22 protein-coding genes, 1 tRNA gene and 1 pseudogene are annotated in these 21,066 nt (G+C 71.6%); 8 read left to right on the top strand and 16 right to left on the bottom strand.

Annotated elements, in window-relative coordinates; translation table 11 throughout:
- Positions 1 to 147 precede the first annotated feature (147 nt).
- On the top strand, positions 148 to 828 hold the full coding sequence (locus ACFC02_RS35340) for an adenosylcobinamide amidohydrolase (RefSeq protein WP_376366129.1): 681 nt from the start codon (positions 148 to 150) through the stop codon (positions 826 to 828).
- A 56-nt stretch (positions 829 to 884) separates the two neighbouring features.
- On the opposite strand, the gene ACFC02_RS35335 is transcribed toward ACFC02_RS35340, so the two are convergent.
- The 3 genes from ACFC02_RS35335 to ACFC02_RS35325 form a co-directional block, all read right to left on the bottom strand.
- A complete protein-coding gene (locus tag ACFC02_RS35335; RefSeq protein ID WP_376366127.1) occupies positions 885 to 1,100 on the bottom strand; it encodes a hypothetical protein in 216 nt (71 codons plus the stop codon).
- A 95-nt stretch (positions 1,101 to 1,195) separates the two neighbouring features.
- On the bottom strand, positions 1,196 to 1,486 hold the full coding sequence (locus tag ACFC02_RS35330; RefSeq protein WP_376366125.1) for a hypothetical protein: 291 nt from the start codon (positions 1,484 to 1,486) through the stop codon (positions 1,196 to 1,198).
- Positions 1,487 to 1,583: 97 nt separating this feature from the next.
- The gene (locus tag ACFC02_RS35325) at positions 1,584 to 2,027 is read right to left on the bottom strand and encodes a GNAT family N-acetyltransferase (RefSeq protein ID WP_376366123.1); all 444 of its coding nucleotides are present in this window, start codon (positions 2,025 to 2,027) and stop codon (positions 1,584 to 1,586) included.
- 289 nt (positions 2,028 to 2,316) lie between these two features.
- On the opposite strand from ACFC02_RS35325, the gene ACFC02_RS35320 reads away from it, so the two are divergent.
- The gene (locus ACFC02_RS35320; RefSeq protein WP_360978033.1) at positions 2,317 to 3,090 is read left to right on the top strand and encodes a response regulator transcription factor; all 774 of its coding nucleotides are present in this window, start codon (positions 2,317 to 2,319) and stop codon (positions 3,088 to 3,090) included.
- Here ACFC02_RS35320 and tamR read toward each other — a convergent pair.
- Positions 3,049 to 3,546: a MarR family transcriptional regulator TamR gene (gene tamR, locus ACFC02_RS35315; RefSeq protein ID WP_376366120.1), complete on the bottom strand. Its 498-nt coding sequence runs from the start codon at positions 3,544 to 3,546 to the stop codon at positions 3,049 to 3,051. The genes ACFC02_RS35320 and tamR overlap by 42 nt on opposite strands.
- Positions 3,547 to 3,661: 115 nt before the next feature.
- Here tamR and ACFC02_RS35310 point away from each other — a divergent pair, with 115 nt between their 5' ends.
- Together ACFC02_RS35310 and ACFC02_RS35305 are read left to right on the top strand one after the other, a co-directional pair.
- Positions 3,662 to 4,513 carry a trans-aconitate 2-methyltransferase gene (locus ACFC02_RS35310; protein ID WP_376366118.1) on the top strand — a complete coding sequence of 284 codons (852 nt, stop codon included), beginning with the start codon at positions 3,662 to 3,664 and terminating at the stop codon, positions 4,511 to 4,513.
- Positions 4,514 to 4,516: 3 nt separating this feature from the next.
- The gene (locus ACFC02_RS35305; protein ID WP_376366116.1) at positions 4,517 to 4,879 is read left to right on the top strand and encodes a VOC family protein; all 363 of its coding nucleotides are present in this window, start codon (positions 4,517 to 4,519) and stop codon (positions 4,877 to 4,879) included.
- A gap of 2 nt (positions 4,880 to 4,881) precedes the next feature.
- Here the strand turns inward: ACFC02_RS35305 and ACFC02_RS35300 are convergent, their stop codons facing one another.
- Genes ACFC02_RS35300 through ACFC02_RS35290 form a run of 3 tightly spaced genes read right to left on the bottom strand, consistent with a single transcriptional unit; the run spans position 4,882 to position 6,787 of the window.
- Entirely contained in the window at positions 4,882 to 5,055 is a 174-nt protein-coding gene (locus tag ACFC02_RS35300; RefSeq protein WP_376366114.1) for a type II toxin-antitoxin system RelE/ParE family toxin, read from the bottom strand.
- A gap of 50 nt (positions 5,056 to 5,105) precedes the next feature.
- Complete coding sequence (locus ACFC02_RS35295) at positions 5,106 to 5,780, bottom strand: TetR/AcrR family transcriptional regulator (RefSeq protein ID WP_037852782.1); 675 nt, start codon at positions 5,778 to 5,780, stop codon at positions 5,106 to 5,108.
- Positions 5,777 to 6,787, bottom strand: coding sequence for an acyl-CoA desaturase (locus tag ACFC02_RS35290; RefSeq protein WP_376366111.1), 1,011 nt, complete (start codon positions 6,785 to 6,787; stop codon positions 5,777 to 5,779). Before ACFC02_RS35290 ends, ACFC02_RS35295 begins: the two co-directional genes overlap by 4 nt.
- Before the next feature lie 343 nt (positions 6,788 to 7,130).
- Between ACFC02_RS35290 and ppc the strand changes: the two genes are divergently transcribed.
- On the top strand, positions 7,131 to 9,872 hold the full coding sequence (gene ppc / locus ACFC02_RS35285) for a phosphoenolpyruvate carboxylase (RefSeq protein WP_376366109.1): 2,742 nt from the start codon (positions 7,131 to 7,133) through the stop codon (positions 9,870 to 9,872).
- Positions 9,873 to 9,942: 70 nt separating this feature from the next.
- Here ppc and ACFC02_RS35280 read toward each other — a convergent pair whose 3' ends face one another.
- The 7 genes from ACFC02_RS35280 to ACFC02_RS35250 form a co-directional block, all read right to left on the bottom strand.
- Positions 9,943 to 10,476, bottom strand: a complete 534-nt coding sequence (locus tag ACFC02_RS35280) for a hypothetical protein (RefSeq protein WP_376366107.1) — start codon at positions 10,474 to 10,476, stop codon at positions 9,943 to 9,945.
- A gap of 52 nt (positions 10,477 to 10,528) precedes the next feature.
- A complete protein-coding gene (gene pth / locus ACFC02_RS35275) occupies positions 10,529 to 11,140 on the bottom strand; it encodes an aminoacyl-tRNA hydrolase (protein WP_376366105.1) in 612 nt (203 codons plus the stop codon).
- A gap of 75 nt (positions 11,141 to 11,215) precedes the next feature.
- Positions 11,216 to 11,812 carry a 50S ribosomal protein L25/general stress protein Ctc gene (locus ACFC02_RS35270; RefSeq protein WP_376366103.1) on the bottom strand — a complete coding sequence of 199 codons (597 nt, stop codon included), beginning with the start codon at positions 11,810 to 11,812 and terminating at the stop codon, positions 11,216 to 11,218.
- A gap of 292 nt (positions 11,813 to 12,104) precedes the next feature.
- The gene (locus ACFC02_RS35265; RefSeq protein ID WP_376366101.1) at positions 12,105 to 13,079 is read right to left on the bottom strand and encodes a ribose-phosphate diphosphokinase; all 975 of its coding nucleotides are present in this window, start codon (positions 13,077 to 13,079) and stop codon (positions 12,105 to 12,107) included.
- 145 nt (positions 13,080 to 13,224) lie between these two features.
- Entirely contained in the window at positions 13,225 to 14,673 is a 1,449-nt protein-coding gene (glmU, locus tag ACFC02_RS35260) for a bifunctional UDP-N-acetylglucosamine diphosphorylase/glucosamine-1-phosphate N-acetyltransferase GlmU (protein ID WP_376366099.1), read from the bottom strand.
- Positions 14,674 to 14,784: 111 nt separating this feature from the next.
- Positions 14,785 to 14,855, bottom strand: a tRNA-Gln gene (locus ACFC02_RS35255).
- Between the two features lie 6 nt (positions 14,856 to 14,861).
- Positions 14,862 to 15,734, bottom strand: coding sequence for a hypothetical protein (locus tag ACFC02_RS35250; protein ID WP_376366097.1), 873 nt, complete (start codon positions 15,732 to 15,734; stop codon positions 14,862 to 14,864).
- 167 nt (positions 15,735 to 15,901) lie between these two features.
- Between ACFC02_RS35250 and ACFC02_RS35245 the strand changes: the two genes are divergently transcribed.
- Positions 15,902 to 17,230 carry a sensor histidine kinase gene (locus ACFC02_RS35245; protein WP_376366096.1) on the top strand — a complete coding sequence of 443 codons (1,329 nt, stop codon included), beginning with the start codon at positions 15,902 to 15,904 and terminating at the stop codon, positions 17,228 to 17,230.
- A 46-nt stretch (positions 17,231 to 17,276) separates the two neighbouring features.
- On the opposite strand, the gene ACFC02_RS35240 is transcribed toward ACFC02_RS35245, so the two are convergent.
- Both ACFC02_RS35240 and ACFC02_RS35235 read right to left on the bottom strand, forming a co-directional pair.
- Positions 17,277 to 17,834, bottom strand: coding sequence for an SUKH-3 domain-containing protein (locus ACFC02_RS35240; protein WP_376366094.1), 558 nt, complete (start codon positions 17,832 to 17,834; stop codon positions 17,277 to 17,279).
- A gap of 50 nt (positions 17,835 to 17,884) precedes the next feature.
- Positions 17,885 to 18,400 (bottom strand): YwqJ-related putative deaminase, encoded by a 516-nt coding sequence (locus ACFC02_RS35235; RefSeq protein ID WP_376366092.1) that lies wholly within the window; start codon positions 18,398 to 18,400, stop codon positions 17,885 to 17,887.
- A 359-nt stretch (positions 18,401 to 18,759) separates the two neighbouring features.
- Between ACFC02_RS35235 and ACFC02_RS35230 the strand changes: the two genes are divergently transcribed.
- Together ACFC02_RS35230 and ACFC02_RS35225 are read left to right on the top strand one after the other, a co-directional pair.
- Positions 18,760 to 19,779, top strand: a complete 1,020-nt coding sequence (locus ACFC02_RS35230) for an SMI1/KNR4 family protein (protein ID WP_376366090.1) — start codon at positions 18,760 to 18,762, stop codon at positions 19,777 to 19,779.
- A gap of 8 nt (positions 19,780 to 19,787) precedes the next feature.
- A pseudogene (locus tag ACFC02_RS35225) lies at positions 19,788 to 21,066 on the top strand (hypothetical protein); the annotation flags it as partial.

The following is a 21,066-nucleotide window of genomic DNA, read 5'->3' as shown; positions in this document are numbered from 1 at the left end:
CGGCGGCACCGGGCGCGACGCCCGGCGCCCCGGCCCGCTGCGGCCCGGCCCGCGGGGCGGCTCCGCCACGGCGACGTGCCGGGCGGCGGACGCCCGGGCGCTCCCGCGTACGATCGGCCGGTTCCCCCTCGTAAGGAGCCACGCCCGGTGACCACCGCCTCTCCCGTCTCCGCCCCGCCCGCCGGCCCGTGCGCGGCGCGGCTGCTGACCCGCGCCGAGGACGGTGAGCGGCTGCACGCACTGCTGTGGCGGGCGGGCCCGGGGTGGCGGATGATCAGCAGCGCGGTGCTCGGCGGCGGCATCGGCGCGCGCGGCTGGGTCCTCAACGCCCAGGTGCCGCACGGCTACCGGCGCACCGACCCGGACCGCCACCTGGCCGAACTGGCGGCCGGGGCCGGCCTGGACGGTCCGGGCGTCGGCCTGATGACGGCGGCCGACGTCTCCCGCCACGCCCGCGCGGCGGACGGCGGAGCGCAGGCCCTGGTCACCGCGGGCATCGACGTACGGGGCTGGGCCGCCGCCCCGGCCGAAGGCACCGCCGTCCCCGCCCAGCCGGGCACGATCAACATCGTCGTCGCCGTCCCCGTGGCCCTGACCGACGCGGCCCTGGTCAACGCGGTCGCGACCGCCACGGAGGCCAAGGTCCAAGCCCTCCTGGAGGCCGGCCACGACTGCTCCGGCACCCCCACGGACGCGGTCTGCGTCGCCGCCCGCACCCCGGCCCCCGGCGAGCTGGCCCACGCCTTCGCGGGCCCGCGCTCCCTGTGGGGCGCCCGGCTGGCACGGGCGGTGCACCGGGCGGTCTCGACGGCTGTGACGAGCGGGTGACTCGGCGCTGCACCCCCAGGGCCGGCCCCCCTGTCGTGGCAACACCGCGCGGGGTTTCAGAACCCGGCGCCGCCGCCTGCGAAGCGGACCGGCGACACAAGTGCGATCCGGATCAGCCCTGGTTCGGGTGGCGGCGCGTCGTAGACGTAGGTGACGGTGAGAGCCGGACGCGTGTCCGTGGCTTCGAGACGGGTCGTGTAGAGCCGCATGCCGTCGGCCGCACTGCCTGCAGGGCGGCCGAGCGCCGGCGACTTCTCCAGTTCGGCGCGCAACGCCTCGACGGCTTCGAGAGTGCCTCCGCCGATGGCCTGGCAGCGGACGCGCGCCGCATGCGTGATCTAGGCGATCACCGATTGCTGATTCCCGGTCACCGAGTAGTCCCCCGGGCGGCGCGGATCTCGGCCACGGCAGCGGCGACCGCGGAGTCGAAGACCGGGTCTTGGCGGGCGATGATCCGGCTGCGGAATTCCTCGGCCAGGCGGACGACGCCGCTGAGATCGGCGGGATCGGCGTGATTGATCTCGCGGGCCAGCTCGGCTTCGAAGTCGTCGGCGTCGCCGGGAAAGCCGTAGCCCATGGTGAGGGCGGCGCGGAGTTCGCCGATGGTGCGCATGGGGGGGAGTTGCGGCGCGCAGGGGTCTGCCAGGTGTGCGGTCATGATGGCCGTGGCTCCTTTTGCGGTGTTGTTTTCACCGTACCCGGGCGCGCCGCGGTGTGTCCGCGAGACGCAGCCGCGACCCGGCACGTCCGGGCGTTTACCGCAACGGCTTGATCAGCGTGTACTCCGTGATGCCCGGCGGATAGTCGGGGATGGCGCAGACCACCTTGTAGCCGTGCCTGCGGTAGAAGCCCGGGGCCTGGAAGTCCCAGGTCTCCAGGCGGGCGGCGGTGCAGTCGCGGCGGTCCCGGGCGATGCGTTCGGCGCGGCGCAGGAGGTGGGAGCCGAGACCGGCGCCGCGGTGGCGGGCGTCCACCCACAGGTACGCCACGTGCAGCCACTGAGCCCAGGTGTGGCCCACCAGACCGCCCCCCAGGCCGCCGGATTCGTCCACGGCCCACAGGTGCAGCGGGACTTCGCGGGCGGCGGGGGTCCTGCGCAGGGCGGCCAGCGCGGGCGACGCGGCCGTGTTCGTGTCACGGAGGCGGGAGCGGAGCAGATCACGGCGCTCTTGGTCGACTTCTGCCTCAATACGGAACATGCGGCACACCCTAAACGCGCCCGTCGGTCAGTTCTGTCAATTCCCTTCCCCCTCCGGCCACCGGCCGTACTCTGAGGAGCGGTACCGGTGGGGGCCGGTGCCGATCAGGGGGCGAGAGTGCCGGGTACGGCGCCCGAAGTGGGGGTAGCAGTTCCGCATGGCGGCGGCCGTGCGGTCCGGCGGCCCCGGGCGCCGTGCCCGCGCAGCCGGGCTCCTCGACGAGGCCGGTCGCCGTCTTCGATGACGGGAATCCCCTGCTCTGCCAAGGAGCTCGGGGAAGGGGGTTTCAGTGGTTCGTGTCCGAGTCCTGGTCGTCGACGACCACCGCATCTTCGCCGAGTCGCTCGCCGCCGCCCTGGCCGCCGAGCCGGACGTCGACGTCTCCGCGGCCGGCTCCGGTCCCGCCGCCCTGCGCTGCCTGGAACGGGCCGCGGCCGAGGGCCGCCGCTTCGACGTGCTGCTCGTCGACGCGGACCTCGGCGGCAACGTGCCCGGCGGACGGGCCGCCGTCCCCGTCCAGGAGGGCAACGCCGACGGGCTCGTGGACGGGATCTCCCTGGTGGCCGGGGTGCGGGGCACCCAGCCGGGAGTGCGCACGGTGGTGCTCGCCGAGAAGGACGACCCGCGGCGGGCCGCGCTCGCCCTGCAGGCCGGAGCCTGCGGCTGGGTCGCCAAGGACTGCTCGCTGTCGAGGCTGCTCACCGTCATCCGCGGGGTGCTGCGCGACGAGACCCATCTGCCGCCCGCCCTGCTCACGGGCGTGCTGCGGGAACTGACCGCCGCCCGCAAGCACCGCACGGAGAGCGAGCGGCTGGTGGAGTCGCTGACCCCGCGCGAGCGGGAGGTGCTGCGCTGCATGGTCGCCGGCCTCGGGCGCAAGGCGGTCGCCGAACGGCTCTACCTGTCCCCGCACACCGTCCGCACCCACATGCAGAACGTGCTGGGCAAGCTCGGCGTGCACTCCACACTCGCCGCCGTGGCACTGGCCCGCCGGGCCGGGGTGGGACCGGCGGATCTGGGATCAGCCGGGGATGTTGTCGAACGGGGCGGTCAACTGGCGTAGCAGCCGGGCGAGTTCGGCCCGCTGGGCGGTGGACAGTTCGGCGAGGATGGCCCGCTCCTGGTCCAGCAGGCCGGACAGGGACTGGTCCGCGCGGTCGCGGCCCTCGTCCGTGAGGCGGACCAGCACGCCCCGCCGGTCGCTGGGGTCGGGCAGGCGTTCCACCAGGCCCTTCTTCGCCAGCCGGTCGATGCGGTTGGTCATCGTGCCCGAGGTGACCAGGGTCTGGGTGAGCAGTTGTCCGGGCGAGAGCTGGTAGGGCGCGCCCGCGCGGCGCAGCGCGGTCAGCACGTCGAACTCCCAGGGCTCCAGGCTGTGCTCGGAGAAGGCCAGCCGGCGGGCGCGGTCCAGGTGCCGGGCGAGCCTGCTGACGCGGCTCAGCACCTCGAGCGGTTCCACGTCGAGGTCCGGGCGCTCCCGGCGCCACGCCGCGACCAGCCGATCGACCTCGTCCTCCATGCGATCAGTGTAGTGGTTGTGTCGACGTGAAGTCTCTTGATACCAACTATCTTGAAATCAAGAGAGTGTCCGGGCATGCTGGACACGCGGATCACGGGACTTCAAGGAGGCCGCCATGCCCGCCGACCACACCCACGCCGACCACGCCCCCGACATCCACAGCCCCACCTGGGACCCCGCCCAGTACCTGCGTCACGCCGGCCACCGCGCCCGCCCCTTCACCGACCTGCTCGCCCGGGTCCCGGACCTGCCCGCGGCCTCCCCGCGCATCGCCGACCTCGGCTGCGGCCCCGGCAACGTGACCGTGCTCCTCGCCGACCGCTGGCCCACCGCCCGCATCAGCGGCTACGACAACTCGCCCGAGATGCTGGACAAGGCGACGGTGGAGCACGCGGGTCCCACCGCGGGGGGAGGCAGCCTCGACTTCGCCCGCGCCGACGCCCGCACCTGGACGCCCGGCGAGCCCTTCGACCTGATCGTCAGCAACGCCACCCTCCAGTGGGTGCCGGGCCACACCGGCCGGTTCGCCGACTGGATCGCCGCGCTCGAGCCCGGCGGCACCTTCGCCTTCCAGATCCCCGGCAACTTCTCCGCCCCCAGCCACCGGCTGATGCGCGCCCTCGCCCACTCCGCCCGCTGGCGCGACCGCCTGGGCGACACCCTGCGGCACGAGGACGCGGTCGGGGAGCCCGGGGCGTACCTGGAACAGCTGACCGGCCTCGGCTGCACCGCGGACGTGTGGGAGACGACGTACGTCCATCTGCTGCCCGGCCAGGACCCGGTCCTGGACTGGGTGAAGGGGACCGGACTGCGGCCCGTCCTCACCGCGCTCGCCGACGACCCCGACGCCCGCGACGCCTTCCTCGCCGAGTACCGGACCGCCCTGCGCGAGGCCTACCCGGCGGGCCCGCACGGCACCCCGTTCCCCTTCCGCCGCATCTTCGCGGTGGCCACCAAGGAGGCGTAGACCATGCTCACGGCCGTCGACCACGTCCAGCTCGCCGCCCCGCCCGGCTGCGAGGACGCCCTGCGGGCCTACTACGCCGGTGTCCTCGGCATGACGGAGGTCCCCAAGCCGCCCGTCCTGGCCGCCCGGGGCGGCTGCTGGTTCCAGGCCGGCACCGTCCGGCTCCACCTGGGCGTGGAAGAAGACTTCAGGCCCGCGAGGAAGGCCCACCCGGGCCTTCGGGTCACGGGCATCGAGGCGTACGCCGCCCGGCTCACATCCCGGGGCGCCCCGGTCACCTGGGACGAGGACCTCCCCGGCCACCGCCGCTTCTACTCCGAGGACCCGGCGGGCAACCGGCTGGAGTTCCTGGAACCGGTCGGCTGACCTCAGGAAGGCGTGCGGCCCAGGCGGGTGACGAGGATCTGGATGACGTCGGACTCGATGACGTACAGGACCCGGTAGTCATCGACGCGCAGGCGGCGCAGATCGGGCGACCCGTACGGCGTCGACCCCGCCGGGCGGGGATCGTCCGCCAGCTTGTCGATGGTGTCCAGGAGCATGGTGAGGCCACCAGGTTCCTCTTCCAGGAACCGCGCCGCAGGGAGTGATCTCAGCTCTTCCGGTGCCCGATCAGACGCGGCTTCGGCTCCAGGCCGTCCAGGCCGTGCCAGGCCAGGTTCACCAGGTGGGCGGCGACCTCCGCCTTCTTCGGGCGGCGCACGTCCAGCCACCACTGGCCGGTCAGGGCGACCATGCCGACCAGGGCCTGCGCGTACAGCGGCGCCAGCTTCGGGTCGAAGCCGCGGGACTTGAACTCGCGGCCCAGGATGTCCTCCACCTGGGTGGCGATGTCGGAGATCAGGGACGCGAAGGAACCCGTGGACTGCGGGATGGGCGAGTCACGGACCAGGATGCGGAAGCCGTCCGTGTACTCCTCGATGTAGTCCAGCAGGGCGAAGGCCGCCTGCTCGCACAGCTCCCGCGGATGGCCCGCCGTCAGCGAACCCGTCACCATGTCGAGCAGGCGCCGCATCTCGCGGTCCACCACGACGGCGTACAGCCCCTCCTTGCCGCCGAAGTGCTCGTACACCACCGGCTTGGACACCCCGGCCTTCGCCGCGATCTCCTCCACCGACGTGCCCTCGAAACCCTTCGCGGCGAACAGGGTGCGACCGATCTCCAACAGCTGCTGGCGGCGCTCGGCACCGGTCATCCGGGTGCGACGCGCACGCCGCGGCTTGTCATTGCTGGGGGTGCTGGAGTCGGTCGCCACGGCGTCAATCATGCCGCCTCGGCGGTTTCCTTCCGGCGCCGGGAGCCGCCTTCGCCGGTGTTGCGCCGGGAATCGATACGCGAGCGTGACGGCCAGCGCACGTCGTACGCCCAGCCCAGCTGCTCGAACCAGCGGATGATCCGCGCGGAGGAGTCCAGCTGGCCGCGCTCCACGCCGTGCCGGGCGGAGGTCGGGTCGGCGTGGTGCAGGTTGTGCCACGACTCGCCGCAGGACAGGATCGCCAGCCACCACACGTTGCCCGAGCGGTCCCGGGACTTGAACGGCCGCTTGCCCACCGCGTGACAGATCGAGTTGATCGACCAGGTGACGTGGTGCAGCAGAGCCACCCGGACGAGCGAACCCCAGAACAAGCCGGTGAACGCGCCCCACCACGACAACGTCGCCAGACCGCCGACCAGCGGCGGCAGCCCCAACGACACGACCGTCCACAGCACGAACTGGCGCGAGACCGCCCGCATCGCCGGGTCCTTGATCAGATCCGGCGCGTACTTGTCCTGCGAGGTCTGCTCCTCGTCGAACATCCAGCCCACGTGGGCCCACCACAAGCCCTTCATCAGCGCCGGGACCGTCTCTCCGTACCGCCACGGCGAATGCGGGTCGCCCTCGTGGTCGGAGAACTTGTGGTGCCTGCGATGATCGGCGACCCACCGCACCAGCGGGCCCTCCACCGCCATCGACCCCGCGACGGCCAGCGCGATCTTCAACGGCCGCTTCGCCTTGAAGGAGCCGTGCGTGAAGTGCCGGTGGAAGCCGATCGTGATGCCGTGGCAGCCCAGGAAGTAGAAGAAGACCAGCAGACCGAGGTCCAGCCAGCTCACCCCCCACCCCCACGCCAGCGGCACGGCCGCCAGCAGCGCCAGGAACGGGACGGTGATGAAGAGCAGCAGCGTGATCTGCTCGATCGAACGCTTCTGCTCACCCCCCAGCGTGGCGGAGGGCAGCGCGCCGACGGCCGCCTCCGGGGCGTCGTCGATCACATCGGAGGAGCTTGTGGTCATGGGCGTCCCCTGTGGGGTCGAGGGTCGAGACAGGTGCCGGGGGCTGCGCAACCGTCCAGCTCCTTACGGTTCCGTAACCTACGGCGACGTAAGTATGGCAGTGCGTGGCCGCGCGGCAAGAGCCCCTGGCCTGCGCGTCCCACCCTGGACCTAGACTGAGTCCCGGTCGGACAGCGCGGTCCGCTGAAGAAGATTCCTTCCCGGATGCCCGGCCCGTATGCGGCACCCGCCGCGCGGCACCCGTCCGGGTCCCCTCTCAGAAGAGCCCACCCGTCGCCCACCACCGCCCTTCCAGGGAGTCGCTGGCGCGACGCACTCCGGATTACTGCAAGGAGCCGCACCTGTGAGCAGTGCCGACGACCAGACGACGACCAGCAGCGAGCTGCGCGCCGACATCCGCCGACTGGGTGACCTCCTGGGGGAGACCCTGGTGAGGCAGGAGGGCCCCGAACTCCTCGACCTGGTCGAGAAGGTGCGCCGCCTGACCCGCGAGGACGGCGAAGCCGCAGCCGAACTGCTGCGCGACACCGAACTGGAGACCGCGGCCAAGCTGGTCCGCGCCTTCTCCACCTACTTCCACCTCGCCAACGTCACCGAACAGGTCCACCGCGGCCGCGAACTGCGCGCCCGCCGCGCCGCCGAGGGCGGCCTGCTCGCCCGCACCGCCGACCAGCTCAAGGACGCCGACCCCGAGCACCTGCGCCAGACCGTCCAGCACCTCAACGTACGGCCGGTCTTCACCGCCCACCCCACCGAGGCCGCCCGCCGCTCCGTCCTCAACAAGCTCCGGCGCATCGGCGCCCTCCTGGAGACCCCGGTCGTCGAGACCGACCGCCGCCGCCTGGACACCCGCCTCGCCGAGAACATCGACCTCGTCTGGCAGACCGACGAACTGCGCGTCGTCCGCCCCGAACCCACCGACGAGGCCCGCAACGCCATCTACTACCTGGACGAACTCCACGCCGGCGCCGTCGGCGACGTCCTGGAGGACCTCACCGCCGAACTCGAGCGCGTCGGCGTCAAGCTCCCCGACGAGACCCGCCCCCTCACCTTCGGCACCTGGATCGGCGGCGACCGCGACGGCAACCCCAACGTCACCCCCGCCGTCACCTGGGACGTGCTGATCCTCCAGCACGAACACGGCATCAACGACGCCCTCGACACCATCGACGAGCTGCGCGCCTTCCTGTCCAACTCCATCCGCTACAGCGGCGCCACCGAGGAACTGCTCCAGTCCCTCCAGGCGGACCTGGACAACCTGCCCGGAATCAGCCCCCGCTACAAGCGGCTCAACGCCGAGGAGCCCTACCGGCTCAAGGCCACCTGCATCCGGCAGAAGCTCGTCAACACCAAGCAGCGCCTGGCCGAGGGCACCCCGCACGTCGCGGGCCGCGACTACCTCGGCACCGCCGAACTCCTCGCCGACCTCCGCCTGATCCAGGACTCCCTGCGCGAGCACCGCGGCTCCCTCTTCGCCGACGGCCGCCTCGGCCGCACCATCCGCACCCTGGCCGCCTTCGGCCTCCAGCTCGCCACCATGGACGTCCGCGAACACGCCGACGCCCACCACCACGCCCTCGGCCAGCTCTTCGACCGGCTCGGCGAGGAGTCCTGGCGCTACGCCGACATGCCCCGCGAGTACCGCACCAAGCTGCTCGCCAAGGAACTCCGCTCCAGAAGGCCGCTCGCCCCGACCCCCGCACCCGTCGACGAGGCCGGCGCCAAGACCCTCGGCGTGTTCGGCACGGTCAAGCGCGCCCTGGACGTCTTCGGCCCCGAGGTCGTCGAGTCCTACATCATCTCCATGTGCCAGGGCGCCGACGACGTCTTCGCCGCCGCCGTCCTCGCCCGCGAGGCCGGCCTGCTCGACCTGCACGCCGGCTGGGCCAAGATCGGCATCGTGCCGCTCCTGGAGACCACCGACGAGCTGAAGGCCGCCGACACCATCCTGGAGGACATGCTCTCCGACCCGTCCTACCGGCGCCTGGTCGCGCTGCGCGGCGACGTCCAGGAGGTCATGCTCGGCTACTCCGACTCCTCCAAGTTCGGCGGCATCACCACCAGCCAGTGGGAGATCCACCGGGCCCAGCGCCGGCTGCGCGACGTCGCCCACCGCTACGGCGTCCGCCTGCGCCTCTTCCACGGCCGCGGCGGCACCGTCGGCCGCGGCGGCGGCCCCTCCCACGACGCCATCCTCGCCCAGCCCTGGGGCACCCTGGAGGGCGAGATCAAGGTCACCGAGCAGGGCGAGGTCATCTCCGACAAGTACCTCATCCCCTCCCTCGCCCGGGAGAACCTGGAACTGACCGTCGCGGCCACCCTGCAGGCGTCCGCCCTGCACACCGCGCCCCGCCAGTCCGACGAGGCGCTCGCCCGCTGGGACGCGGCCATGGACGTCGTCTCCGACGCCGCCCACGCGGCCTACCGCCGGCTCGTCGAGGACCCCGACCTGCCGTCGTACTTCCTCGCTTCCACGCCCGTCGACCAGCTCGCCGAGCTGCACCTCGGCTCGCGGCCCTCCCGCCGCCCCGGCTCGGGCGTCTCGCTCGACGGCCTGCGCGCCATCCCGTGGGTGTTCGGCTGGACCCAGTCCCGGCAGATCGTCCCCGGCTGGTTCGGCGTCGGCTCCGGCCTGAAGGCCCTGCGCGAGGCGGGCGTACGGCAGGAAGGGGACACGGTGCTCGACGAGATGCACGAGCGCTGGCACTTCTTCCGCAACTTCATCTCCAACGTCGAGATGACCCTCGCCAAGACCGACCTGCGCATCGCCCAGCACTACGTCGACACCCTCGTGCCCGACGAGCTCAAGCACGTCTTCGACGTCATCAAGGCCGAGCACGAACTCACCGTCGCCGAGGTCCTGCGCATCACCGGCGAGAGCGAACTCCTCGACGCCCAGCCCGTCCTGAGGCAGACCTTCGGCATCCGCGACGCCTACCTCGACCCGATCTCCTACCTCCAGGTCGCCCTGCTCAAGCGGCAGCGCGACGCGGCGGCGGCCGGACAGGAGGCCGACCCGCTGCTCTCGCGGGCCCTGCTCCTGACGGTCAACGGAGTCGCGGCCGGCCTGCGCAACACCGGCTGACCGCCCGCACACGACAGTGCCCCCGGTTCACCCGAACCGGGGGCACCCCCATGTCCTCACGCCCCGTGGCTCACAACGCCACGAACGCCGCCGTCAGCAACGCGATCCCCGCCCCCGCCAGCACCCAGGCCGCCCGCACCCGCCGCAGACCGCCGGCCACCACCACCGAGGCCAGCAGCAGGGCGCCGCCCAGCGGCGCCCACGCGTACAGGACCCCCGCCGCACCCGAGCGCAGCACCTCGTCCGTACCCGGCTTCACGACGACGTCGTACGTCCGCCCCTTGCGCACCGCCACCGTGTGCGCCATCTCCACCCGGCGAGCCGCCGACCCCGCCGACGCGGGCGTGTACGGGCCGCTGCACATGTCGTCCCCGCACCGGGTCACCTCGACCCTCCCGCGCTCCCGGCCCTTGGTCAGCATCACGTACGGCGCACTGCTCCACGACGCCCACACACCCGCGACCAGGATCACCACCGCGACCGCCCCCATCGCGGCCACCCGCCCGAACCGCAGCGCGGCGTGGGAGGCCTGGCGGGCCTGGCGGGAGGCGCGGGCCTGACGGGAACGAGGGGCGCTGGCAGCGGCAGGCATGGCCGGGATCATTGGCCATGCCCCTGCACCCGGTCAACTGCTGGGCGTGCGGGCACGGGACAAGTCAGGAGTTGTACGCACTCTGCGCCCGCTCAAGACCCTCCGCGAGCAGACACTCCACCGAGTCCGCCGCCCGGTCCACGAAGTAGTCCAGCTCCTTGCGCTCCGCCGAGGAGAAGTCCTTCAGCACGTAGTCCGCCACCTGCATCCGGCCCGGCGGACGCCCGATCCCGAACCGCACCCGGTGGTAGTCCGCGCCCATCGCCTTCGTCATCGACTTCAGACCGTTGTGCCCGTTGTCCCCGCCGCCCAGCTTCAGCCGCAGGGTGCCGTAGTCGATGTCCAGTTCGTCGTGGACCGCCACGACGTTGGCGAGCGGCACCTTGTAGAAGTCCCGCAGCGCGTTCACCGGACCGCCCGACAGGTTCATGTACGACATCGGCTTCACCAGCACGACACGGCGGCTGCCCGGACCGGGCGGACCGATCCGGCCCTCGACCACCTGCGCCTGCGCCTTGCTCGCCCGCTTGAACCGTCCGCCGATGCGGTCGGCCAGCAGATCCACCGCCATGAAACCGACGTTGTGCCGGTTCATGGCGTACTCCGGTCCGGGATTGCCGAGGCCCACGATCAGCCAGGGCCCGCTCGCGGAAGTCGCCGGGGTGGTCACAGCCATCTCTCCTTGATACGCGCCGACCGCCGCCCCCAGAAGGAAGCGACGGCCGGCGAACTGCGCGGGTGGGTGAGAGGATCAGGCCTCCGCGGCCTCTTCGCCCTCGCCCTCCTCGCCCGCGGCGGACTCCTCGGCCTGCGCGGCCAGGACCTGGAGGACGACGGCGTCCTCCTCGACGGCCAGGGTCACGCCGCCCGGCAGGGTGATGTCCTTGGCGTGGATCGAGGCACCGGCCTCCAGACCCTCCACGGACACGGTGACCTGCTCCGGGATGTGCGTGGCCTCGGCCTCGACCGGCAGCGCGGCCAGGACGTGCTCCAGCAGGTTGCCGCCGGGGGCCAGCTCGCCCTCGGTGTGCACCGGGATCTCGACCGTGACCTTCTCGCCACGCTTGACCAGCAGCAGGTCGACGTGCTCCAGGAAGCCCTTGATCGGGTCACGCTGCACGGACTTCGGGATCGCCAGCTCGTTGGTCTTGCCGTCGATGTCCAGCGAGATCAGGACGTTCGGCGTACGCAGGGCGAGCAGCAGCTCGTGGCCCGGAAGCGTCAGGTGCAGCGGCTCGGAGCCGTGCCCGTACAGCACACCGGGAACCTTGTTGTCACGGCGGACACGACGCGCGGCACCCTTGCCGAACTCGGTACGCGTCTCGGCGGAGATCTTCACCTCGGACATGCTCTTCACTCCTCGTAGAAATAGGGGATGGTGGTCACCCGGCCACACGAACGGCCTGCTACGAAGAGCGCGTCGATAACGGACCGCCGTACCCGTCCGAAAACGGCTACGGCCTCCCTCGCCGAGCAACTGAAGCAGTCTACTCGGCAAGGGAGGCCGAACCCAAAACGATCTCCGGTGATCTCCGGAACCGCGAGAATGATCGTTACTGCTCGTCGATCATCACCGCTCGCCGCGTCACCACAACACCGACGGCCATCACCGCACGACGGTCATCACCGCACGACGTCCATCACTGCTCGTCGAAGAGGCTCGTCACCGAACCGTCCTCGAACACCTCACGCACCGCACTCGCGATCGTCGGCGCGATCGACAGCACCGTGATCTTGTCCAGCTCCAGCTCACCCGCCGTCGGCAGCGTGTCCGTGAACACGAACTCGCTCACCTTCGAGTTCTTCAGCCGGTCCGCCGCCGGACCCGACAGCACACCGTGCGTCGCCGTCACGATGACATCCTCCGCACCGTGCGCGAACAGCGCGTCCGCCGCCGCACAGATCGTGCCACCCGTGTCGATCATGTCATCCACCAGGACACAGATCCGGCCCTCCACGTCACCGACGACCTCGTGCACGGTGACCTGGTTCGCCACGTCCTTGTCCCGGCGCTTGTGCACGATCGCCAGCGGCGCACCCAGCCGGTCGCACCAGCGGTCCGCCACCCGCACCCGGCCCGCGTCCGGCGAGACCACGGTCAGCTTGTCACGGTCCACCTTCGCACCCACGTAGTCCGCGAGCAGCGGCAACGCGAACAGGTGGTCCACCGGACCGTCGAAGAAGCCCTGGATCTGGTCCGTGTGCAGATCCACGGTGAGGATCCGGTCCGCCCCCGCCGTCTTCATCAGATCCGCCACCAGACGCGCCGAGATCGGTTCACGCCCGCGGTGCTTCTTGTCCTGACGCGCGTAACCGTAGAACGGCACGATGACCGTGATCGAACGGGCCGACGCACGCTTCAGCGCGTCGATCATGATCAACTGCTCCATGATCCACTTGTTGATCGGAGCGGTGTGGCTCTGGATCAGGAAACAGTCCGCGCCACGGGCCGACTCCTGATAACGGACATAGATCTCGCCGTTGGCGAAATCGAAGGCCTTCGTCGGGACGACCCCGACACCCAGCTTGTGGGCGATTTCCTCGGCAAGCTCGGGGTGGGCGCGGCCGGAGAAGAACATCATCTTCTTCTCGCCGGTCGTCTTGATCCCGGTCACAGCACTGTCTCCTCAGAGGGTGTACGCAGCTGGATGTCGAGAAGACCTCGTCAACCGTGCAACCGTGCGCGAGAGGCCGTCTCAGCTGGTGGGGTGCGGATGTGCACTTATCACGGTACGCCGTGTTCGACGCGCCCGTTTCCGGTCAGTCTTCGCTCTCCGCCCTCGGCGACGCCGCCTCGGCCGCCTTCGCCGCCGCACTCCCGGGCCGCTTACGCGCCACCCAACCCTCGATATTCCGCTGCTGGCCACGGGCCACGGCCAGCGAACCAGGCGGCACATCCCGAGTGATCACCGAGCCGGCGGCGGTATAGGCACCGTCCCCGATCGTGACAGGAGCCACAAACATGTTGTCCGAACCCGTCCGGCAATGAGCCCCCACCGTGGTGTGGTGCTTGTCCTGCCCGTCGTAGTTCACGAACACACTCGCCGCGCCGATGTTCGAGTACTCACCGATCGTCGCGTCCCCCACGTACGACAGATGCGGCACCTTCGTACCCTCGCCGATCCGCGCGTTCTTCGTCTCGACGTACGTACCCACCTTGGACTTCACACCAAGACGCGTCCCCGGCCGCAGATACGCGTACGGACCCACCGACGCCTCCGGACCCACCACGGCCCCCACGGACACCGTGTTGTCCACCCGCGCCCCCGCACCCACCCGGGTGTCGGTCAGCCGGCAATTCGGCCCGACCTCCGCACCCTCGGCCAGATGCGTCGCCCCGTGCAACTGCGTACCCGGATACACGACCACGTCCTGCTCGAACGTCACCGTCACATCGACCCACGTCGTCGCCGGATCCACCACCGTCACACCCGCCAGCATCGCGGCCGTCAGCAACCGGTCGTTCAGAATCCGGCGCGCCTCCGCCAGCTGCACCCGGTTGTTGATCCCCGCGATCTCACGGTGATCCCCGGCCACACACGCCCCCACCCGGTGACCCGCGTCCCGCAGGATCCCGAGGACATCGGTCAGGTACTCCTCACCCTGACTGTTGTTCGTACGCACCTTGCCCAGCGCCTCCGCCAGCAACCGCCCGTCGAACGCGAACACCCCCGAGTTGATCTCCCGGATCGCCCGCTGCTCCTCGCTCGCGTCCTTGTGCTCCACGATCGCGGTCACCGCACCGCTGCCGGCGTCGCGCACGATCCGGCCGTACCCGGTCGCGTCCGGGACCTCGGCGGTCAGCACCGTCACGGCGTTGCCGTCGGCGGTGTGCGCGGCGGCCAGGCTCGCGAGGGTCTCACCGGTCAGCAGCGGAGTGTCCCCGCAGACCACGATCACGGTCCCCTCGACGGCACCGCCCAGCTCCTCCAGGCCCATCCGGACCGCGTGCCCGGTGCCCTTCTGCTTCTCCTGCACGGCGGTACGCGCCTGGGAGTCGGCCTCGGCGAGGTGCGCGGTCACCTTCTCCCGCGCGTGCCCGACCACGACGACCAGGTTCTCGGGCTTCAACTCACGCGCGGCGGCCAGCACATGACCGACCAGGGAACGGCCGCAGATCTCATGCAGGACCTTCGGTGTGGCCGACTTCATACGGGTGCCCTCACCCGCTGCGAGGACGACGACGGCTGCCGGGCGAATGGCGCTCACGGGATGCCCTTCGGCTTTTGGGTGAGGTGGACATCCGCAGGATACCGGGGCGGTTGAGGGGGGAGACGAGAGCGGGTCCCGACCCTGTCTGGGTCAGGACCCGTGGCTGGGCTCCCGGGGGAGGACTCGAACCCCCATAAGCGACACCAAAAGACGCTGTCCTGCCCTTAGACGACCCGGGATGGCCACTATGTCCGGTTCGATGAACCGGACGAGAGTGCAGCACCTACTATGCCGTACCAGGCGCCCTCAATGCGACGGTACAGCTCGGCGCTCTGTCGCACCTTGATGGCGAAGCAGCCGCGGTATGTGTCGCCTGTGTTCTTGCGAACGGTCATCGGCTTGTGCCTCTTGAGGACGGTCTTGCCCAGGAGTGACCTGTCCACGCCGACAAGACTGGCCCAGTACTGCTCAGCCGCATCGACATCGGCGGTTTCGTGGATCATGACTCGGCAGCGCAGCCGGTCGCGGTGCACCCCGAGGAGGTCCAGCCAGGCGAGGAAGACTCTGATCATTTCGGAGTCACTGTTGACGAACTCCACGCTTTCGCGGCGAGCGTGCGGTTTGTCCTTTGTGCCCTCAGCCCAGTACAGGCCCACGCCCAGGAGAAACAGCTCGCGCTCGGAGAGCTCGCCCACTGTTGCGGCCGCCGCCTGCTTGGTCTCCTCGCGCTCGCAGCTTTGTGATGCGCGAAGTCGCGCAAGCCCGGCGTTCATGCGGGCTCGTCGTTCTTCGGGCGTGCACTGGGGATCCGGCTTCGGCAGGTCCCGCACCCACAGTGAGACGGAGCTCTTGGAGCATCCCAGCTCCGCCTGAATCTGGTTGTACGTCCATCCCTGCCTGCGCAGCTCCCGCGCCCGCTCGCGCATGTCGTCCTTGGCGCGCGGGCGCTTCGTCCAATCCGGAGGGGGTTCGCCCTCGACGAGGCGTTGGAGCGTCTCCTTACTGTGAATCTCCAGCTCGTCCCGGATCTGCCGAAGGCTGTACCCCTCGCGCCGCAGCGCGACAGCCTGCTCCCGCAGGCCCTCGAAGTCGGCGTATTTGCCGTGTGGATGTGCCATGTGCATACCGTCCGGCCGGAATGGCGGCCTCCGGGGTCGAACAAGGGATGTTCACCAGTTCGAGGTAAATCGACCGGATCGGCTACGTGTTGATCACGCAGTGTGGTCGGTGTCCCGCGCGGGAAACTCGCCGGAAAAGCACCGTTGCGCGCCCGTAGGCTGGACGCATGACCACGACGGGGGAAGAGCGCGCCACGGCTGTGACCGGGCCGTGGTGGTGGGCGCGGTGGCGCAGTGCGCTGTTCGACGGGGCTCTGGCGCTGGCGTCGGCGGCGGAGTGTGCGGCGGAGGGGGTGCCGTTCGCCCGGGACGCCGGGATTCCGCCGGCCGCCGGGGTCGTCTTCGGTCTGCTGTGCGGGGTGGTGCTGCTGGTCCGGCGGCGGTGGCCGATCGCCGTCGTGCTGGTGGCGATCGCTGTCACGCCGGCCCAGATGGGCTTCCTGATGGGGATCGTCGGGCTCTATACGCTCGCCACGTGTGAGTTGCCGCGGCGGGTCATCGGGGCGCTGGCGGGGATGTCGCTGGTCGGGACGATGGTCGTGACGTTCGTGCGGGTGCGGCAGGACATGGCGCGGGGTGATTTCACCCTGGGTGACTGGTTCGTGCCGTTCGCCGCGGTCACGACTTCTCTGGGGCTCACGGCGCCGCCGCTGCTGCTCGGTCTGTATGTGGGTGCCCGGCGGCGGCTGATGGAGTCGCTGCGGGAGCGGGCGGACAGCCTGGAGCGGGAGCTTCAGCTGCTCGCGGAGCGGGCGGAGGAGCGTGCGGAGTGGGCGCGGAGCGAGGAGCGCACCCGGATCGCCCGGGAGATGCATGACGTCGTGGCGCACCGGGTGAGTCTGATGGTGGTGCATGCCGCGGCTTTGCAGGCGGTGGCCCGTAAGGATCCGGAGAAGGCCGTGCGGAACGCGGCGCTGGTCGGGGACATGGGGCGGCAGGCGTTGACGGAGTTGCGGGAGATGCTGGGTGTGCTGCGCAGCGGGGAGGGTCCGCGGCCCGCTTCGCCGGGGCGGGCGTCGGCTGCTGTGCCGCTGGTCGCGGTGGGGGTGGCGGCTGCCGCGGCGGCTTCCCGTGTCGCGGGTGAGCCGGGGGGCGGTGGGGAGGGGCCGTGTCTGGCGGAGCTGGAGGAGTTGGTCGGGCAGTCGGCTGCCGCGGGCATGGTGGTGGATCTGTCGGTGGAGGGTGAGGTGCGGCCGTACGGGGCGGAGGTCGAGCAGACGGCGTATCGGGTGGTGCAGGAGGCGCTGACGAACGTCCACAAGCACGCGGCGGGTGCGAAGACGCGGGTGCGGCTCGCGCACCGGGGCTCGGAGATCGCGATGCAGGTGGAGAACGGGCCGCCGCCGGAGCCGGGGTCGGCGTCGGCGGCGCGGTTGCCGTCCGGCGGGAACGGTCTGGTCGGGATGAAGGAGCGGGTCGTGGCGCTGGGTGGTGTGTTCGTGTCGGGGCCTACGGAGGCGGGGGGTTTTCGGGTGTCGGCGGTGATTCCGGCGTAGGGCCGTGCCGCGCCGGCTTTCGCGCCCGCTGTGCGGTGCGGCGGGTTCAGCCGGTGCTGAGGCGGACCGGTGTCAGGCCGGAGACGAGGGCGGACAGGGCGTGGTCGATGTCGGGGCCGAGGTACCAGTCGCCGGTGTGGTCCAGGGCGTAGGCGCGGCCTTCGGCGTCGATGGCGAGCAGGGTCTGTGTGTCGCTCTCGGCGCCCAGTGGGCAGACGTCGGTGCCGAGGGCGCGGCCGAGGTCGCCGAGGGTGCGGGCGAGGTGGAGGCCGTGCAGCGGGTCCAGGTCGAGGGCGGCGGGGGCGATCTGGCGGCCGGGGCCGGTGGGGGCGATGTGCAGGCCGCCGAATTCCGCCCAGGCTTCGACGGCGGCGGGGAAGACGGTGTGGCGGTGGCCGGCCGGGGAGGCGTGTTCGCGCAGGGTGTCGGCCCAGGTCTCGGCCTGCTTTATGTCCCAGCGTCCGGGTTGCCAGCCGGCGGCGCGCAGGGCGGTGTCGACGGGGGTGGCGAAGCGGGAGGGTGGTCCTTCCGGTTCGGGCGGGGGTGAGGGTTTCGCCGAGGGGCGGGTGGGGCGCTTGGCGGAGGCGCGGCGGTCGGCTTGCATCGGCCCTTCGTTCGTCCTGTCGTCTTGTGCGGGGTGTGGGTGCGGGTCCGTCAGGCCTTGTTGCCGGCGGGGTCGACGATGTAGACGCCGAAGTGGGCGCTGAGTGCGGTGCAGGCGCGGCAGGGGGTGGCGAAGGTGCCGTGCAGGGGGTCGCCGTCCTCGCGGATGCGGCGGGCGGTGAGTTTCGCCTGTTTGAGGGCCTTGCGGGCTTCGCCGTTGGTCATGGGTTTGCGCGAGGCGCGTTTGCTGCGGGTGGCGTCGACGGCGCTGATGTGCCGTGAGATGAGGATCGTCTCGGCGCAGCGGCCGGTGAAGCGGTCGCGCTGGGCGCTGGTGAGGGTGTCGAGGAAGTCCTGTACGAGGGGGTGGAGGGCGGGGGGTTCCTCGCCGCGTGCGGCGGTGCCGGTGAGGGTGGCGCCGCGGACCGAGAGTGCGGCGGCGATGGTGGGGAGTATGCCGTCGCGGCGGTGACGGAGGGTGGGCGCGTGCGGTGCCTCGCTGCTGCTCCAGCCGATCCGCGGGTCGCCGGAAGCGCTGGTCTGCGGTCCCGTCTGCGTCGCGTTCATGATCATCGTTCCCCTCCCGAACATCCCCCCGAGGGACACAGAGTGCCAAATCGCGTGGCCCGTGGGAAAGCTGGGGCGGTGCGACACGCCCGGTTCTGGGCGGTGTGTCACGGCGGGGTGACGCCTGGTCACGGTCGGGTGGAGAGGGGTGGGGGCGGGTGGTCGGGCCGTGCGCGGGCGGTGGGTGGTGGCCCGGTGACCGGTGTCGTCGTACCGCATAGGCTGTCGGCACGCCGCGCTCGCGCGGTCGGCGCGTTGGGTCGACGCGTCGGAGAGTTGTAGTCGATACGGGTCTCGGTGGGCGGAGCGGGAAGCCGCCCGGTCGCGGGTCGTACAGAGTGCCGCAGGGGGCAACCGCCATGACGACAGGTCGGCTCGGGCTGGGGGTACCACCCGGCCGCCAGGGTGGAGGGCAGGCCGCGCCGCCGAACGCGGCCTATGCCGGGCAGATCGTGCACTTCCCGGACCCGGTCCGGGCGGCCCGTCACCCCAGAGGCGTGCGGGTGGACGAGCGCGGTTACCCCGACTTCTCGCCGTACGCGCGGGCGGCGGCGCAGATCGCGGAGCCGCCGGAGGGTTTCGGCGTGGACGAGTTGCGGTTGACGGACTACGTCTCGGCGAACGCGGCGTTGTCGGCGACCGGTCACGACCTGTGGGACACGGTGCCGAGTGTGGCGACGCCGCACGGCTGGACGTGGCACCACGTGGTCGGTACCCGGCGTCTGGAGCTGGTTCCGGTCGAGGTGAAGGCGTTGTTGCGCCACCACGGTGGGATCGCGAGCGCGAACGTCGACCGGACGAAGCGGGGCACGCGGCCGTTGGAGGAGACCCGGCCTGCGCACTTCCGGCTGCCCAAGTCGGGTGTGGCGGTCTCGGAGCAGCAGGTGCAGGGGGTGGAGGAGGACCTGGGGTACCGGTTGCCGGGCGCCTACCGCTCCTTCCTGAAGGCGGCGGGCGGGTGTGCGCCGGTGGGTACGGCGCTCGACGCGGAGCTGGGTCTGCTGTTCGACCAGCCGTTCTTCACGGTGCGTGAGGAGGCGGCGGTCAACGACCTCGTGTACGTCAACAAGTGCCTGCGCGACCATCTGACCAAGGACTACCTGTGCGTGGGTTTCGTCCAGGGTGGTCTGCTCGCGGTGAAGGTGAAGGGCGAGCGGCTCGGGTCGGTGTGGTTCTGCGCGTACGACGATGTGCGGGACGTGGATCCGGCGTGGCCGCAGGCGGAGCGGGTGGAGCGGTTGCTGCTGCCGTGCGGTGAGGATTTCGACGCGTTCCTGTCTCGGCTGGCGGGCTCCCCGCCGGAGTTGGAGACGGTGGCGAACCTGATGGTGGACGGCGGATTCGCGCATGCCGTTCCGGTCTCTTCCGTGGGGGAGTGAGCTCGGCGATGGTGACGTTCGCGCAGGCGCAGGAGCGCGCCGAAGAGTGGATCAACGGTGATGTGCCGTCGTACCAGCACCGTGAGGTGCGGGTACGGGAGTTCGAGCTCGGGTTCGTGGTGTGGGCCGAGGACCGTGCGCAGGGCCCGCGTTCGGACGGGGGCAGGCAGCGGCTGGTCCTCGCCCGGGACAGCGGCGAGGCCACGTTGTGGCCCGCGCTGCCGGTGGGCGAGGTGATCCGCCGGTACGAGGAGGAGTACGGCCGTCCGGAGCCCGCCGCCGCCCCGGCGGCGCCCGCCCGGGTGGATCTGAACCAGACGTCGTTCCTGCTCAGTCCGCCGGAGTGGTTGCAGGAGGCGGCGGACAAGCTGGGGATCCCGGACCGGCGGGGAGAGGCCGGTGCGGCGACGGCAGCGGCTCGGGCGGAGGCCGGTGACGCTGGTGACGCCGGTTCGGTTGGTGCTTCCGGTGCTTCCGGTGCTTCCGGTGCTTCCGGTGCTTCCGGTGCGGCCGGGGCACCGGCGGGCGCGGCGGCTGCGCCCGGTGTGCCGAGTACGCCGGTGGGGGCGACCCCGTGGGCCGGGACCGACACCAACGCGGATGTGGGGGAGGACCGTTCCGTGCCGCTTCCCGCGACGGTGTTCGCGCCGCCGCTGAGCGAATCCGGCGACGGTACGCCGCCGGCTGCCGCGCCGGACGCCAAGACGGCGCTGATGGCGGGTGGCAGCGGGCTTCCGCGTACGGCGGTGGCACCGGCGTTGGATGAGACCGGCACACCTGCCGCACCTGCCGCACCTGCCGCACCGGGCGTGCCCGGCGCGCCGGGCACGCCCCAGGCCAGCACGCCTCCGCCTCCGCCGGGGAGCACCCCGCCCCCGCCGCCGGGTCCGTTCGGTCAGGGGGCTCCGCCGCCCCCGCCGCCGGGTCCGTTCGGTCAGGGGGCCCCGCCGCCTCCGCCGCCGGGCAGCACGCCGGTCCCGGGAGCTCCGCCCCCGCCGCCGGGTGTGCCGTACGGCTACCCGCAGGGCCCCGGTGCTCCGGGCGTCCCGGCGACTCCGCCGGGGGGTGCGCCCGGCGCTCCGCACGCGCCCGTCCCCGGGGACGGTCCGGCCGCCTCCGGGCGCCCGCTGCCGCCGAACGCCGGTGACATCGCCGATGCGGCGACGAGCAAGGCGGCCCCTCCGCCGCGCCGTGGCCGGGGCGCTTCGCCCACGCCTCCGCCGCCGGGCGCCCCCGGCACCCCGGGAGCGCGGCCGGGCGCGGCTCCCGCGCCGCCGCCTGCCGGAC

This window comes from Streptomyces sp. NPDC056160 (assembly GCF_042268205.1).
Lineage (GTDB): Bacteria > Actinomycetota > Actinomycetes > Streptomycetales > Streptomycetaceae > Streptomyces.
The sequence above is the reverse complement of the archived record's forward strand: the minus strand, read 5'-3'. Positions and strand labels throughout refer to the sequence as shown.